The sequence below is a fragment of the Kitasatospora sp. NPDC101801 genome (assembly GCF_044766665.1).
GTDB lineage: Bacteria > Actinomycetota > Actinomycetes > Streptomycetales > Streptomycetaceae > Kitasatospora.
Map to the genome: position 1 here is coordinate 65,944 of NZ_JBIWML010000010.1, position 14,664 is coordinate 80,607.

Consider the following 14,664-nt stretch of genomic DNA (forward strand, 5'->3'; position numbering starts at 1 on the left):
GCCAATGCTGATCCTGCCTGGTGAGCCGAGCGTAGCCGCACCAGGACAACCCGTCATGCACGATCTGCATGGATCATGCACGCGGAGCCCATGCCCTAACCGTTGTGCATCGAGATGGAGTTGTCTGGTCGTCAGCAGCTCGACCACCCTCGCAGCTTGCGGTTCCCCGCTCCCGCATGACCGAGGCCCATCTGCGGTCTCGCGCATGCGCGGCTTTACCCAATGGCTAAGGAGAAGCGCCGATGACCCTTCGCTCGGACGCACAGAGGGGCGACACCACGCACCAGCGGGACGCAGTGGCTGTTCCTCTCGCTTCGGAAGACGGCCGGGCGTCGAACACAACCGCGAGCCCCGCAGACCGCGCCGCCGCGCGTCGCGAGCGCCTCGCCACCGCCAGCACCCACGCCCGAGAGGTCCTCGACCGCCACCAGTTCGAGGACGGCCGGCGCAGCGACGGCTGCGGCCCCTGGCCCTGCAACAGCGTTGTCGACGCGGTCCAAGCCTGCGATGGTGACCAGTGATCTCCTCCACTCACGCCCGACGTATCTCGTTCATCGGTACCAGGCGCGACCACGTCCCACCAGCCCGGGAAGCCGTCGTCCGAGTCGCCCGCTCGTGGGGGATCGACCCGACTTCGCTTGGCGACATCGCTCTGGTCGCCGACGAGCTGCTCGCTAACGCGGTCATCCACGCGCCGGGGAGACTGCTTGCCGGAATTTACCTGTCACCGGACGGGGACCGTGTGGTGATCGAGGTGTACGACCCGTCGCGCCGGATGCCCACCGGGGCCGCCAACTTCGGCAACGACGAACTGACTACCGGTCGCGGCATGTTGCTGATCGAGGGTCTGTCGGAGACCTGGGGCGCGGAGCCGACGACCCATGGCAAGAAGGTCTGGGCTGAACTGGCGGTGCCCGCTGTCGCGGTACCCGAGCACCCTCGTTCGACCCGCAGAGCGGCGCTCATCGCCAGCCTCGTCCGCACCGACCGTCCCAGGCCCCGTCCCCACGTGCCCGCCTGGCCAAGCGCCCGCGCGTACAGGTGGTTCTCGCAGCACCACCCGCCGCGCGCACACCGACTCCACCAGCGTTGGCCCAGGCGCACCGGCCGGGTGGTGACTGGGGTCGGCCGCTCGTCTCCCCAGGAGCGGCCGACCCCACCCCGTCCGACTCGCCCGGCGCAGCCGTGCTCCACCCGAACTCTGCTCTACGAAAGGATGGATGGATGAGTGACTGGGAGTTCGTGAAGGACAGAACGGCTACGCAGGGCGCGGTGTGGAGGTCCACCGACGGCCTGCTCTACAAGCGGACCGGCGGCGAGGATCTGCGGGTTGAGACCGAGTTCCAGCAGCTGGCCGCCGGCCTTGGTTACCCGGTGCCGGAGATCGTCGACAGCGGCTCGGAGGACGAGAGCTACTTCGTCATCGAGCGCGCCATCGGCGACAGCTCGCTTCACGAGGAGGCGCTGGCCGACGCCAGGCAGGACGGTCAGGTCAGCTACCAGGTGATCAGCACGGCGGCGGCCGTCGCATCGAAGCTCCTGCAGGCCCAGGCGAGGCACCCCCTCCCCGCCACGCCGTGGTTCGAGAAGGCGGCCTTCGCGGCAGAGGTCTTCGAGGAGAACCCGGACCTCGACACCCCGCGCGTCCACGAAGCGGTCAAGCATGCCCTCGACCGGCTGGCCCAGCTCCCGATGGTGCACGGACATCTCGACTACGGCCTGCCCAACGTCCTCCAGGCCGGCGTCATCGACTGGCAGCACCACGGACCGGTCCCGCTCGGCTACGACGTCTACCCCGCGCTCGACATCGTGGCCTTCAAGGGCGGCGGCAAGGGCTACAGCATCACCCCGGAACAGTGCGCCGCCTACACCGGCGCACTCGACGAGACCACCGCATCCCTGATCGGGCAGCGGGTCAGCGAGCACCTGGGCGACTTCCTGCTCGTCAAGTGCTTCTTCTTCCTCGCCCTCATGCGGCCCACCGACCCCACGCGGCACGACAAGCACATCAAGTGGCAGTACCGCCGCACCCTCTTCACCATGGGACTTGATCAGTATGAGTCGTCCAACACGATCGACACCGACACCTTCCCCACTCTGGAACGGTTCACCGCTGAACACCGGTAGGCCGGTTCCCACCGTTCGCGACCGCGACTACCTGATGGACCACCACGGAGTCGTCTTCAAGGTCATCGGCGACAGCCACCCCGGCAGCCACTACCTCGGCTACGTCAAGTACCACCCCGACGAGAAGGGCGACCGTCGGCTCTTCGACCGGACCTACCGGCAGAACAGCGTCGTGTCGAAGTCCTTCGGCATCCTCGCCGGCAGGCCGGAGTGCTACGTCTACTCCGACACCCTCGGCTGCGTCATCACCGGCATCCCGCGCGAGGACGTGGCCGTCCACTACTCCTGCCGCCAGGCCCTCGCCGCCATCCACGAGGACCCCGGCGCGGTCGCCGACAACCCGGCAGGCAAGGACCTCCTGGCGATCACCGAGTGGATCACCGCGAACGACGCCCAGGGCCTGATCGGCGTCACCGGCTCCTTCCTCGTCGGCTGCTTCAACGAGCGCTCCGACATCGACCTCGTCTGCTACGGACCCGAGGGCTACCAGGCCGCCCAGGAGCTCTTCCAGCAGACCGACCTGATCCGACCGTACGACGGAGACGACCTCACCCGGCTGTACATCCGCCGGGCCAAGTACATGGAGGGCAGCTCATTCGACGCCCTCATCAAGCAGGAACGCCGCAAGCTCCAAGGGCTCACCGCCAGCGCCGGCGCGCACATCAACTGCGAACCCATCCGCTCCGACCGCGACAAGACCTTCGCCCGGATCTCCTCCAAGGAGATCGGCGAGATCTCGCTCCTCGCCAAGATCACCGACCACGCCGAGGGTCTCACCACCCCGGCCGTCTACGGGATCAAGGTCAAGACCATCCTCAGCTCGACCATCGACGAGGCCGACTCCTTCGCCCGCCGGATCACCCACATGCGCTCGTACCTCGGTGCCTACACTGGCGCCTTCAGGTCCGGCGACACCGTGCACCTGTCCGGCAAGCTCGTCCACACCCAGGACGGCGAACACAGCGGCTTCGGCATCGAACTCACCCCCTGGACCGTCAGCGGCTCCTACGTCGCCAACCTCGCCGGATAGGAGCCGCCGCACCATGACCCTGCTCGTCATCCGGCACGCCGAGTCCGTCGAGAATGCCGACAAGTACAACGGCTTCTACCAGGACCCTCGCCCCTACAGCGGAGCCGCCGCTCACACCATCTCCCGCACCATCGTCGGCCTGACCCCGCGCGGCTTCCGGCAGGCCCAGTGGCTCGCTGGGGTTCTTCCTCAGCTCGCCGGCGCCGAGCCGCACGTCTACACCTCGACCTACCGCAGGGCGATCGACACGGCCGCGGTTGCCCTGCCCGATCTCCCTGACGGGTGGCCCCTACAGACCGCGCTCCTCGACGAGCAGCACTACGGCGACGTCACCTACATGACCAAGCGCGAGCTCTACGACAGCTACCCCGCACTTGCCGAGGACCGCCGCCTGCGCAAGCACGTCTGGACCGCGCCGGGCGGCGGCGAGTCGCTCGCGGAGGGCGTGCTCAAGAGGGCCGCCGAGTTCGCGGCCCTCGCCCAGGCCGAACTCCAGGAATCGCGCACCGTTGTCGCCTTCACCCACCAGACCGCCGCGGTGGCCCTTCGATCCCTGCTCGAATCCTGCAGTTTGACCGAGATCCTCGCCGAGGAGCGGAAGGGCAAGATGCCCAACGCCGCGATCCTCCACTACGAACTGAGAGACGGCCGGTTCACCAGGATGGGAACGACCATCCCGCCGATCTAGGAGGAGCCCGTGCGACACCTGTTCCTCAACGGGCCCGTCCAGAACGGCCCCTTCACCTTCGACACCCGCCCCGGCAAAGCCGTGGGCATCCGCCTTGCCGCCGCACTCAACGCAATCCTGGGCTTACCACCCGCACCCCACCTGTGGAACACCGTCACCCTCGCCGGAGACCTCCGCCACCGCCAGGCCGAGGGCCCGATGATCCCTCGCCAGCGGTTCGAGGCCGACCTGATTGCCGCCAAGTACCCGTCCGGCCAGTCCCCGGTGGCCGGCATCCTGACCGACACCGACGCGGAGGTCGCCAACCTCGCGCTGGCGATGATCGAGAACAACCTCCGTGCTGGCACCCTCACCATCAGCCGCGAGACCGTCCCCACCTGCCGGGCCTGCGGTCACATGACTGGCACCGGAAGCCACCCCTGCAACGCCTGCGGCAGCACCGACACCGAGGACCGCACGGGCTGCCACCTCGTCGCCGAACTCGCGAAGGACCGCCCCGTCCTGGACCGCTCGGACATCCACGCCAGCCACCGCCAGCAGCCCAAGCACCTCCAGCACACCGCCGCCAACGTCACCGAGCGGTTGATCCTCTCCCGAACCCGTGACCACGGCATCGACCTCTCGCCCCTCGGCCTCAACGGCCTCGTCCTCGACCCACGCGTCGGTATCCACGCCACCGTTCTGGCCGCAGCCCGCCGGCACGAAGCGGACACGGCCGTCATGACCATCACCGAGAACGCGGCTAACCACATCGCCGCCCATGGCCAGCACTTCCGCGAACACGACGGTACCCGGGTTCAGTACGCCCTGCACGGCCACCTCCCGTATGACCACACCGCAAGCCTGCAGCCGCTGCACGACGCGTACCGAGCCACCCAGGCGATCAAGGACGACTTCGAAGTGTGGTTCCTTCCGCTCTGCTCCCTGAAGACCAAGACCGCCACAGGCCCGGACCAGCTGCCCGCGCTCTTCAAGCACTACATGCGAGCACACCTAGCCAAGCCGATTGCGGCTGACGGAGCCGTCCTCGAAGCCGTGCAACGCTCGGTCTCCGCCGGTGACACCGAATGGATCACGAACAAGCAGGCACTGGCCACCGCAATGGCTGCCCGCGCGACAGTGTCGGTCGCCGCTACGGAGATCTGACAAGTAGGTCCGGCGCGCCCCCTATCTCGCCTTGAATGCTGTCCGGGGGTGCCCCTCCTGGACGCCCGACCTGGAGGGGGCCGCACCGATGAGCAGGACCGAGTGTTTCAGCGACCCGAATGCGCCGAAGGCCAATACCCTCATCCCCGCCAGCAACATGCTCGGCGTCGACGCCCAGGGAGCCATCTTGCTGCAGCGACGCCGCGACACCGGCCAGGGGGCCTTGCCTGGCGGGGTCCAGGACATCGGCGAGACTACCGCCCAGTGCGGCGTGCGTGAGTGCCCTGGACCAACGGGTGGTTTTGGGGCGCGGGGTGCCGGGTCTGGCGGAGCGCATCGCCGGTGCGGTCCGATCGCCTCGGGCGGGAGCCGAAATGTCACGTCCTGATTCAGGGATCGATGTAAAGTCTCTGATACACAGCAGCACTGGGACGATCGGGAACGAGCACGCATGGCCGAGTCGACAGAGGCATCCAGGAAGACGACAGCGCGGATCGTCTGGGACACCGCAGACAAGTACCTGCGCAACATCGTCGACGAGGAGGACTACGGCGACTACATCCTGCCGTTCACGGTGCTCCGGCGTCTGGAGTGCATGCTCGCCGACACCAAGGACGCGGTGATCAAGTACGTCGGCGCGTTCGGCGGGATGCCTCAGCACCTGATCGACATCGCGGTCAAGGATCGATTCGGGCTGGGCTTCTACAACGTCTCGCCGCTCGACCTCGCCACGATCGCGTCGGTCGACGACAACGTTGACAAGTCCCTCAAGAGCTACATCGACGGGTTCTCTAACAACATCGCCGACATCTGGGTCTCGTTCGACTTCAACCGGCGCGCGAAGGTGCTCGCCGATGCCAATCGCCTCCATGCCGTCGTCAAGCACTTCTCCACGCTCGACCTCAGCCCGAACAGCCTGAGCAACACAGGCATGGGCGACGTCTTCGAGGACGTCATGTACCGCGCCTTCAACAAGAAAGGCAAGGCCGCCGGTAACTTCTACACTCCGCGAGACGCCATCAAGCTGATGGTCGACGTCCTGATCGCGAACGACGATGACACCCTCGCGGGAGAGAGCACTGCGCGTTCGATCTACGACCCGACGGCCGGCTCCGGCGGCATGCTGCTCATCGCCCAGGAAGCGCTGCGGCGCATGAACGAGACGATCGACGTCACGCTCTACGGTCAAGAGCTCATGCCCTCCGCGTTCGCCCTCGGTAAGGCGGACCTGCTCATCCAGGGCGGGCGCCCGGACGCGATCAAGCAGGGCAATACCCTCGTTGAGGACCTCTATGAGGGGCAGACCTTCGACTACGTGCTCTCGAATCCTCCGTTCGGCATCGACTGGGAGGTCGAGGAGAAGGCCGTGCGGGGCCAGGCGAAGACGCCCGGCTCCCGCTTCAGCCATGGCCTCCCAGGCATCAGTGACGGGCAGATGCTTTTCCTGGCGCACTGCGCGTCGAAGCTCAGCCCGGCTGGCAAGAACGGCCAGGGCGGACGCGCCGCGGTCGTCTCGAACGCCGCCCCGCTCTTCAACGGCGACAAGGGGCCAACGGCGATCCGTCAGTGGCTCCTCGACGAGGACCTCATTGACGCCATCATCGCCCTGCCGCCCAGCATGTTCTATGGGACCGGCATTCCCACCTACATCTGGATTCTAGACACGAACAAGGACCCAGAGCGCAAGGGCAAGATCCAGCTGATCGACGGATCGGACCAATGGACTCTGCTGCGCAGGCCCATGGGCGAGAAGCGCCGGGAGATGGGTGCCGCAGACCGGCACCCGGTGCTCGATGCGTACAAAGCCTTCGATCACGCGGATCCTGAGATCTCCCGCGTGATGACTCCGGATGACTTCAAGTTTCGGGACGTTCCCGTCTACAAGCAGGCGCGCCTGGCTGCCCGTTGCAGCGAAGAGGCAGAGCAGGAGTTGCGTGAACGGAAGGACTTCACGGACGAGCACGTCGCCGTGCTCGAATCGCTCGACGGCACGAACTGGAACGACCTGCCCACGGCCTTCCCACAGGCTGCAAAGGCAGCTGGGCTGAAGGCTCCGCTCAGCCTGGTGGACGCCGTGATGAAGGCGATGGCCATGCCGGACGAATCAGCGCCGCCAGCTGTCGACCGGAAAGGCAATGCGGTCACTTCGAGCGGGTGGAAGATCACCGAACGCGTGCCGCTCAGTGAGAACCTGGCAGAGCACATGGCGCGTGAGGTGGTTCCGTTCTCTCCTGACGCCCAGTGGGACGAGAGCAAGGCGAAGTACGGCAACGAGATCCCGCTTACGAGGATCTTCTACACGCCGCGCGCACCGCGACCGCTCGACGAGATCGACTCCGAGGTGCAGAGCCTGATGGGCGAACTCGCTGACATGTTCAAGCAGGTGAGCGATCAGTGACCGGTCAGGCGGTCCACGAGTCGCTGCTTGAGAGCTCCTCCTTCGTCATGGCTCCGGTCGGATCCATCGTCGTGGAGCGGAACGAGAAGGTCGGTGAGACGGAATTCCCCGCGCTGTCAGTCGGGAAGTTGGGCGTGACGCCCCAGCTCGCCGGTGTCGCCAAGTCGCAGACCGAAGGCGATCGGAAGCTCGTGCGCGCCGGAGACCTGGTCATCAACTCGCGATCCGACCGGCGTGGGGCTTCTGGGCTGGCTCGCCAGGACGGGAGTGTCTCTGTTGTCTACTCGGTCATGACGCCGAGGCCGGATCTCCTAGTTCCGGAGTACGGCCATCATCTGTTCCGCAGCATCGCGTTCCAGGACGAGTTCTTCCGTTGGGGCACGGGGATCGTTGACGACCTGTGGTCCACCAACTTCACCCGGATGTCGCGCATTCGCGTCCCGTTGCCGCCGTTGGATGTCCAGCGCGAGCTCGCGGCCCGGCTCGACGAGGCCGATCACATGATCGCGAAGCTCGATGAGCTCACCGACGCACTGCGTGCACGGGCAATCGACACGGCTGCGCTGTTCGGTCTCTCTGAGAAGGACTCGCGCCAAGGCGAAGATGCGCAGTCTCCGCTGTCCGGGACACCTGAGCACTGGGGTCGCACTAAGTTCGGCTACGACTTCACCGAGAGCACCGAGCGGAACGGCGAGAACCCCCCAGGGCCCCTTCTCTCGATTTCCGAATACCGGGGAGTCGAGCTGAACACGCGGACAGATGGTCAACAGGCCTCCCTGGACGTGGCGAAGTACCGGGTAGTGAGGCCGAACCAGCTCGCCGCCAACATGATGTGGCTGAATCACGGAGGGCTCGGCGTTTCGTCACTTACTGGTTACATCAGCCCTGACTACAAGGCATTCTGGATCTCGCCGCGGTTCCACCCACGCTACGTGCACCACCTTCTCCGCAGTCCCCGATATGTCGATTACTTCGGAGCCATCGGTACAGGCGTCCGCCCCAACGCCCAGCGAGTTACCAAGATCGCACTTGACATGATGCCCCTGCCGCTGCCTCCCATGGACGAGCAGCAACGTATTGCGGACCATCTCGACGGGGTGACGAGTCGCATTGACGGCATGCTGTCGAAGATCGCCAGCCTTCGGGACCTTCTCGTGGAGCGGTCTTCCGCGTTCCTGCTCGACGTCGTCACCGGACGGAAGGAAGTCGCGTGAGCCACGCGCAGCTGATGGAGCGCGAGTTCGAGGAGAACCTCTGCGCAGAGCTTGCCGAGCACGGCTGGCTGTACGAGGACGACGGGAGGCCTACGGGCTGGGACGTCGGCCTCGCGATCGCGCCAGCCGACGTTCTCCATTGGTTGAGCACCCAGTACCCGGACGAGTACGAGAAGGCCGTCCCCGGCGACCTGGTCGACGGGCAGAAGGCCGGCGCCGAACGGAACCTTCTCGAGCACATCACCAAGGAGCTCGCCAAGGCCACAAGGATGGACCCGACGACTGGGCACCCGGTCGGTGGCCTACTCGGCGTGCTGCGCAAGGGCTTCTCCTACGCCCAGATCGGCCGCCCCACGGCGAAGTTCGGCCCGATGATGGCTTTCCCGCCGGCGAACCCGAACCTAACCGAGGTCGTAGAGGCGGCCGAGTCGGTCCGACTGCGGATTCTGCGCCAGGTGCGCTTCGACACGAAGACCAACGAGACTATCGACGTCGTGCTCCTCGCCAACGGACTGCCGGTCGTCACCCTGGAGCTCAAGACCGACAACACACAGACCGTTAAGCACGCAATCCGCCAGTACAAGGAGGACCGCAAGCCGGGGCGGAGCCGCCCGCTGCTCGCACCTGGGCGCGCCCTCGTTCACTTCGCGGTCTCCAACGACCTCGTCTACATGACGACCAAGCTCCAGGGCGGGGACACCGTCTTCCTGCCCTTTAACCAAGGCAACGAAGGCCACGAGGGGAACCCGCCGTCGGGCACTGGCTCGTCGACGAACTACCTTTGGCGCGAGATCCTCGCGCGCCCGACCTTCATGCGGATCCTCAAGGACTTCGCGCTCTTCGAGCCCGGAAAGTCCGGCAAGAAGGACGAGGGCCGCCTCATCTTCCCGCGTTTCCACCAGCTGCGCGCCGTTGAACGCGTCGTCGCGGACATCGAGGCGAACGGGACCGGCAAGCGCTACCTGATCTGGCACTCGGCTGGCTCGGGCAAGACTAAGACAATCGCCTGGCTCAGCCACCGCCTGATCCGACACATGAGCGCCGACTCGAAGTCGACGTTCGACTCGGTCATCGTCGTCACCGACCGCACGGTTCTCGACGAGAACATCCGCGACGACATGAACCTGGTGCAGTCGAGCAAGGGGCTCGTCGTCGCCGTCGGCGAGAAGTCCGGCGCTAAGTCGCCGCAGCTGAAGAAGGCGCTGCTCGAGGGCGACCACATCATCACCTGCACCCTGCAGACGTTCCCCGAAGTCATGAAGCTCATCGAGGACACCCAGGAGCTGCGCGGCCGACGCTGGGCCGTAGTCGCGGACGAGGCTCACTCCTCGCAGTCGGGCTCTGCCTCGCGGCAACTCAAGGAATTGCTTGCCGACGTCGGGCTGGATGCAGAGGAGGACGACATCGGCGCTGACGACCTCCTCATGGCCAAGGACTCGGCTATTGCCGCGTCTAGCAACATCACCTTCATCGCCCTGACCGCGACCCCGAAGGCGAAGACGCTACGCCTGTTCGGCACCCAGCGCGAAGGCCGCTGGGAAGCCTTCGACACGTACACGATGGCCCAGGCGATCGAGGAGGGCTTCATCCTCGACGTGCTGACGAACTACTCGACCTACGACATGTTCCTCCGCGTGAAGAGGACGCTCCAGGGGGAGGAGTCCGAGAGCGAGATCCAGGTCAACACCGGCGAGGCGGTCTCGAGCATCGTCCGCTACGCGCGGCTCCACCCGACCGCGATCGCACAGAAAGTGCGGGTCGTCGTCGAGCACTTCCAGCGCAACGTCATCCACATGCTCGGCGGCCAGGCCCGAGCCATGGTCGTGACGAGCACGCGAATGGAGGCGCTGAGCTGGTCGCGGAAGATGGACGCGTACATCGCCGAAAAGGGCTACGACCTGCACACGCTAGCCGCGTTCTCGGGATCGCTCACCGACGAGGATGGCGAAAGCGTCACCGAGGTCTCGGTGAACGGCGTGAGCGACGTCGGCAGGTCGTTCCGCGAGGAGGGCGTCTACCGCGTCCTCATCGTCGCGAACAAGTTCCAGACCGGCTTCGACGAGCCGCGCCTCATGGCGATGTACGTCGACAAGAAACTCTCCGGCGTCGCCACCGTACAGACCCTCTCCCGGCTGAACCGAATCTACCCCGGCAAGACCGCGCCGATGGTCGTCGACTTCCGCAACACCCCGGCGAGCGTCCAGAAGGACTTCAAGCTCTACTACTCCGACGCGCACGTCGACGGCGACGTCGATCCCAATGCGCTGATCACGCTGGGAGAACGGCTCGACACGGCCGGGGTCTACACGCACGAAGAGATGGACGCCGTCGCTGACGCCTTCCTCGAGGACGCCGGCGGCGAGGCGATCGCCAAGGCCCTGTCTCCGATCAAGAACCGGTGGAGCGGCCAGTGGCGTCAGGCTGTGCTCTCGAAGGACAAGGCAAAGAAGGAGTCTCTGGAGTCTTTCCGGGCCGATGTACTCGGTTACCGCAACGCCTGGCAGTTCCTCAGCCAGATCGTCGACTACCAGGACCCCGAGTTTCACCGTCGCGCGATCCTGGCGACGCTGCTCGGCCGCAACCTCCGCACCGACGGCAACGACTACGACGACAGCTTCCTCGAGGGCGTGCAGCTCTCCGGGGTCAAGCTCGTGCCCTCTGCCATCAACGAGGACCACTCGCTGAGCGATGGGACTAGCGAGGGCATCAAGCTCCCGATCTTCGACGGCGAGCACATGGGCAGCGCCGCGCCGAAACGCGGCCCGCTGGACGAGGCCATAGACAAGGTCAACGAGATGTTCAAGGCCAAGGGTGTCGACGTCAGCCCCGAGAGCGTCTCTGGGTTCATCACGACCTTCTGGGGCTTCCTCGACGCGAACGAGGAGGCGGTAGCGATGGCAAAGAACAACACCGTCGCCCAGCTCAAGGCGTCCGAGGGGTTCAGCGGTGCCGTCGGGCTCGCGGTCCTGAAGACGGTGAACGAGTCGAAGGAGATCCAGTCGTACTTGGCCGATCCGGCCTTCATCGGGCAGATCGCCAACATTGCGGCGGACGCCCTCCACGCCCAGCACGGCTCCGGCCCGGACGCGGGCTCCGAGGCCGAGGGGTAAGGCGCATGAATGAGGAGTCCGAGGCGAGCCTCGGTGATGTCATCCGAGAGGTCCGCAAGAAGCAGGGGTGGTCGCAGGGGGAGCTTGGCGAGAAGTCAGGGGTGTCGCGCCCGACCATCGCGCGCGTCGAGGCGAACAACGACGTCACGACCGCGACCATCGCCAAGGTCGCTCGTGCCCTGGGCTTGAAGCTCGAGCTCAGGGGCGACGATTGATCGTGCGGGCCAGCGCGGGTCGTGTCGGCGGCTCGTGGCTGAGCAGCTGTACGACATCGTCTGCTAACCATGTCGTCGGTAAGCGACCTCAAGCCCACCGAGCCAGTCGACAGCCTCGACTGGCGCCACTTCTCGGCTGCCACAAACGCTCGGATCACCTACCTGCAGGAGCTGGGGCTGCCCATGGCGAGCCAGCCGCTGGCACCGCTCTTCGGGGATCTCAGCTGACGCCATGGTCTTGGCCGCCTGCGTGAGCGATGCGTGAGCGGAGCGGGCAACACGTGCCGGTTCCGGTGGGATCGTGGATCACGGCGCAACGTTCTGACCTGTGAGTTCATCACCAAGCGGTAGATGCTGGCACCACCCATCATGATCACTCTCGGGCTCGTCATGCGTAGGTCTCGGGTTCGAATCCCGAAGGCGGCTCTACGAAGGCCCCAGGACTCACTCGCCGTGACCTGGGGCCTTTGTTGTGTCTCCGGCGGGTTCGTTCAGGGGCGCTTGCGGGCGTTGCGGGCCATCCGGTGCCAGGTGTGGCGGCGGCCGCGGACGGCGACCGAGTAGTCGTAGAGGAACTCCGGGTCCATCGAGCCGCCGACGAAGGCGTCGCCGATGTGGTGTGCGTCGACGCCGATCTCCTTGGCGTTGAGGGCGAGTTGGGGGACCAGGTTGCGGTGCGAGCCCTCCTGGCTGGTGCCGATGGTGCCCATCGCGATGGCGCCGGCGGCGTGGATCCGGCGGACCGCCTCGGCGGCGATCTCGCGGGTCACCCCGGGGACGGTGCCGGGCAGGGGGACCAGGACGCCGTCCGCGCCGGCCTCCGCGACGGCGGCGATGCCGGCCGCGTCCAGCGGTTCGACCCGCCCGGCCATGTGCATCTTCCCGGCCCAGATCGCCACGTCGTCGCCGAGTCCGGCGCGCAGCTGTTCGCTGGTGCGGGCCATGTCGGCCAGCGTGGCGCCGGTGGCCGGGTTGGCGGTCACGCAGAGCAGGGCGACGCCGGAGTCGACCAGCCGCTTGGCGTTCTCCAGGGTGGCCTTGCGGCCGGCCGGTACGTCGCCCGGCTCGATGTTGACGCCGATCGGGCGGCCCACGGCGTCGGCCAGCGCGGCGGCCGAGGCGAACTCGCCCAGCACCGGGGTGGTCCAGCGCTCGCCGTCGAAGCCCTTCTCGACCACGTTGAGGATCAGGATGTCCGCGCCGAAGGCGGCCGCGATCTCCAGGTTGGAGACCCCGCCGGTCTCGTGGGCCCCGGCCAGCATGGCCGTGTGCACCCACAGTTCGGCGACCATGGCGCGGCCCTCGCTCGCGGCCACCGAGGCGGTCAGCTCACGCCCGCGCAGGGTGGCCAGGTCGGCGGTGTCGAGGTCCAGAATGCGCTGCATCAGGAGGAGACCCTTCGTCGGTGGCGTCGGACGTATGTCCCGTTTGCCCTCTATTGTCAGGTGTACCAGCGCCGGACCGGTTGATTGCGGGACGTTCGTCCCGACCCAGGAGTGCACAGTGCCCGGTGATCCACCGCCTCGGGGGCGTGTGCGGTCGGCCGGAAGGCATGCCGGGACGACCGCTACGAGCTGCGACTGACCTTCGGCGACACCGGCTGTCGGTATGTCAGTTCTGGTTCTCGCTCCGCAGGTTGGGTCCGGGGCAGCTCGACGGTGACGGTCAGTCCGCCTGCGGGGTGGGCGGTGGCGGTCGCGGTGCCGTGGTGCGCGGTGGCGATCGAGTCGACGATGGCCAGTCCCAGTCCGTGCCCGTGGCCGTCGCGGTGGACGCGGCCCTGGGGACGGTAGAAGGGTTCGAACAGGCGGTGGGCGGTGGCCGGGTCGAGCAGGGGCCCGGTGTTGCCGACCTCCAGGTGGACGCCGTCGGCGCGGTACACCGAGAGGCGGACGCTGCCGCCGGGGTGGTTGTAGGTCAGGGCGTTGTCGAGCAGGTTGGTCACCACCGCCCGGTTCGCCACCCTGACGGTCTGGCTGGTCTCCGTCGCCGGTACCGCGATCGTCGCGCTGGCCGTGGCGGCCGCGCTGCGGGACCGCCGTCGGGAGCTCGGCATCCTGCTGGCGATGGGGGAGAGGAAGCCCAGGCTGCTGGGCCAGCACCATGCACCACGTCCTCACGGACGTCGACGTCGACTTCCACGCGGGCCGGGTGCACGCCATCGTCGGCCCGTCGGGCAGCGGCAAGTCCACCCTGCTGTCCATCGCCGGCGGACTGAACCCGCCCACCTCGGGTCACCTCTACTTCCGTGGCCAGGACGTCGCCGCGCTCGGCCCGGGCCGTTACCGCAACCGTCACGTCGCCACCGTGTTCCAGTCCCTGAACCTGATCACCTACCTGACGGCCGTTCAGAACATCACCTGTGCGATGGAGATCGCCGGCGTGCGGGGCGGCACCGCAGACGGCGCGCCGCCGAGCTGCTGGCCGCCGTGGGCATCGACGAACAGGACCGCGACCGGCGCGTCCTGCAGCTCTCCGGCGGGCAGCAGCAGCGCGTCGCCATCGCCCGTGCGCTGGCCTGCGACGTCGACGTCCTGTTCGCCGACGAGCCCACCGGGGCGCTGGACGAGGACACCGCCGCCGACATCGTCCGGCTGTTCCGGGACCTCGCCCACCGGCAGGGCAAGTGCGTGGTCCTGGTCACCCACGCCCGCGCCGTGGCCGACGCCTCCGACCACGTGTTCCGCCTGAAGCGGGGCACGCTCGTCCACGGGACCACGGCCTGACCGGGCGTCC

11 protein-coding genes and 2 pseudogenes are annotated in these 14,664 nt (G+C 67.0%); 11 read left to right on the forward strand and 2 right to left on the reverse strand.

Annotated elements, in window-relative coordinates:
* Nucleotides 1-517: 517 nt before the first annotated feature.
* From ACIRPK_RS14905 to ACIRPK_RS14950, 10 genes and pseudogenes are all read left to right on the forward strand, one after another.
* Nucleotides 518-1,228 (forward strand): ATP-binding protein, encoded by a 711-nt coding sequence (locus ACIRPK_RS14905; RefSeq protein ID WP_403037992.1) that lies wholly within the window; start codon nucleotides 518-520, stop codon nucleotides 1,226-1,228.
* Complete coding sequence (locus ACIRPK_RS14910; RefSeq protein ID WP_403037995.1) at nucleotides 1,225-2,127, forward strand: phosphotransferase; 903 nt, start codon at nucleotides 1,225-1,227, stop codon at nucleotides 2,125-2,127. The genes ACIRPK_RS14905 and ACIRPK_RS14910 overlap by 4 nt, the downstream gene beginning before the upstream one ends.
* Nucleotides 2,128-2,161: 34 nt before the next feature.
* On the forward strand, nucleotides 2,162-3,157 hold the full coding sequence (locus ACIRPK_RS14915) for a nucleotidyltransferase domain-containing protein (protein ID WP_403037997.1): 996 nt from the start codon (nucleotides 2,162-2,164) through the stop codon (nucleotides 3,155-3,157).
* A 13-nt stretch (nucleotides 3,158-3,170) separates the two neighbouring features.
* Nucleotides 3,171-3,845: a histidine phosphatase family protein gene (locus tag ACIRPK_RS14920; protein WP_403037999.1), complete on the forward strand. Its 675-nt coding sequence runs from the start codon at nucleotides 3,171-3,173 to the stop codon at nucleotides 3,843-3,845.
* Between the two features lie 9 nt (nucleotides 3,846-3,854).
* Nucleotides 3,855-4,991: a hypothetical protein gene (locus ACIRPK_RS14925; protein WP_403038002.1), complete on the forward strand. Its 1,137-nt coding sequence runs from the start codon at nucleotides 3,855-3,857 to the stop codon at nucleotides 4,989-4,991.
* Between the two features lie 88 nt (nucleotides 4,992-5,079).
* Nucleotides 5,080-5,289: pseudogene (locus ACIRPK_RS14930) on the forward strand (NUDIX domain-containing protein); the annotation flags it as partial.
* Between the two features lie 153 nt (nucleotides 5,290-5,442).
* On the forward strand, nucleotides 5,443-7,389 hold the full coding sequence (locus ACIRPK_RS14935) for an N-6 DNA methylase (RefSeq protein ID WP_403038005.1): 1,947 nt from the start codon (nucleotides 5,443-5,445) through the stop codon (nucleotides 7,387-7,389).
* Nucleotides 7,386-8,603: a hypothetical protein gene (locus ACIRPK_RS14940; RefSeq protein WP_403038008.1), complete on the forward strand. Its 1,218-nt coding sequence runs from the start codon at nucleotides 7,386-7,388 to the stop codon at nucleotides 8,601-8,603. Before ACIRPK_RS14935 ends, ACIRPK_RS14940 begins: the two co-directional genes overlap by 4 nt.
* Entirely contained in the window at nucleotides 8,600-11,713 is a 3,114-nt protein-coding gene (locus tag ACIRPK_RS14945) for a type I restriction endonuclease subunit R (RefSeq protein WP_403038011.1), read from the forward strand. The genes ACIRPK_RS14940 and ACIRPK_RS14945 overlap by 4 nt, the downstream gene beginning before the upstream one ends.
* Nucleotides 11,714-11,718: 5 nt before the next feature.
* Nucleotides 11,719-11,928 carry a helix-turn-helix domain-containing protein gene (locus ACIRPK_RS14950; RefSeq protein WP_403038014.1) on the forward strand — a complete coding sequence of 70 codons (210 nt, stop codon included), beginning with the start codon at nucleotides 11,719-11,721 and terminating at the stop codon, nucleotides 11,926-11,928.
* Between the two features lie 491 nt (nucleotides 11,929-12,419).
* Here the strand turns inward: ACIRPK_RS14950 and ACIRPK_RS14955 are convergent, their stop codons facing one another.
* Complete coding sequence (locus tag ACIRPK_RS14955; RefSeq protein WP_403038017.1) at nucleotides 12,420-13,313, reverse strand: hypothetical protein; 894 nt, start codon at nucleotides 13,311-13,313, stop codon at nucleotides 12,420-12,422.
* Nucleotides 13,314-13,495: 182 nt separating this feature from the next.
* On the reverse strand, nucleotides 13,496-13,984 hold the full coding sequence (locus ACIRPK_RS14960) for a sensor histidine kinase (RefSeq protein ID WP_403038020.1): 489 nt from the start codon (nucleotides 13,982-13,984) through the stop codon (nucleotides 13,496-13,498).
* A gap of 47 nt (nucleotides 13,985-14,031) precedes the next feature.
* Between ACIRPK_RS14960 and ACIRPK_RS14965 the strand changes: the two are divergent.
* Nucleotides 14,032-14,654: pseudogene (locus tag ACIRPK_RS14965) on the forward strand (ABC transporter ATP-binding protein).
* The last annotated feature ends 10 nt before the right edge of the window (nucleotides 14,655-14,664 follow it).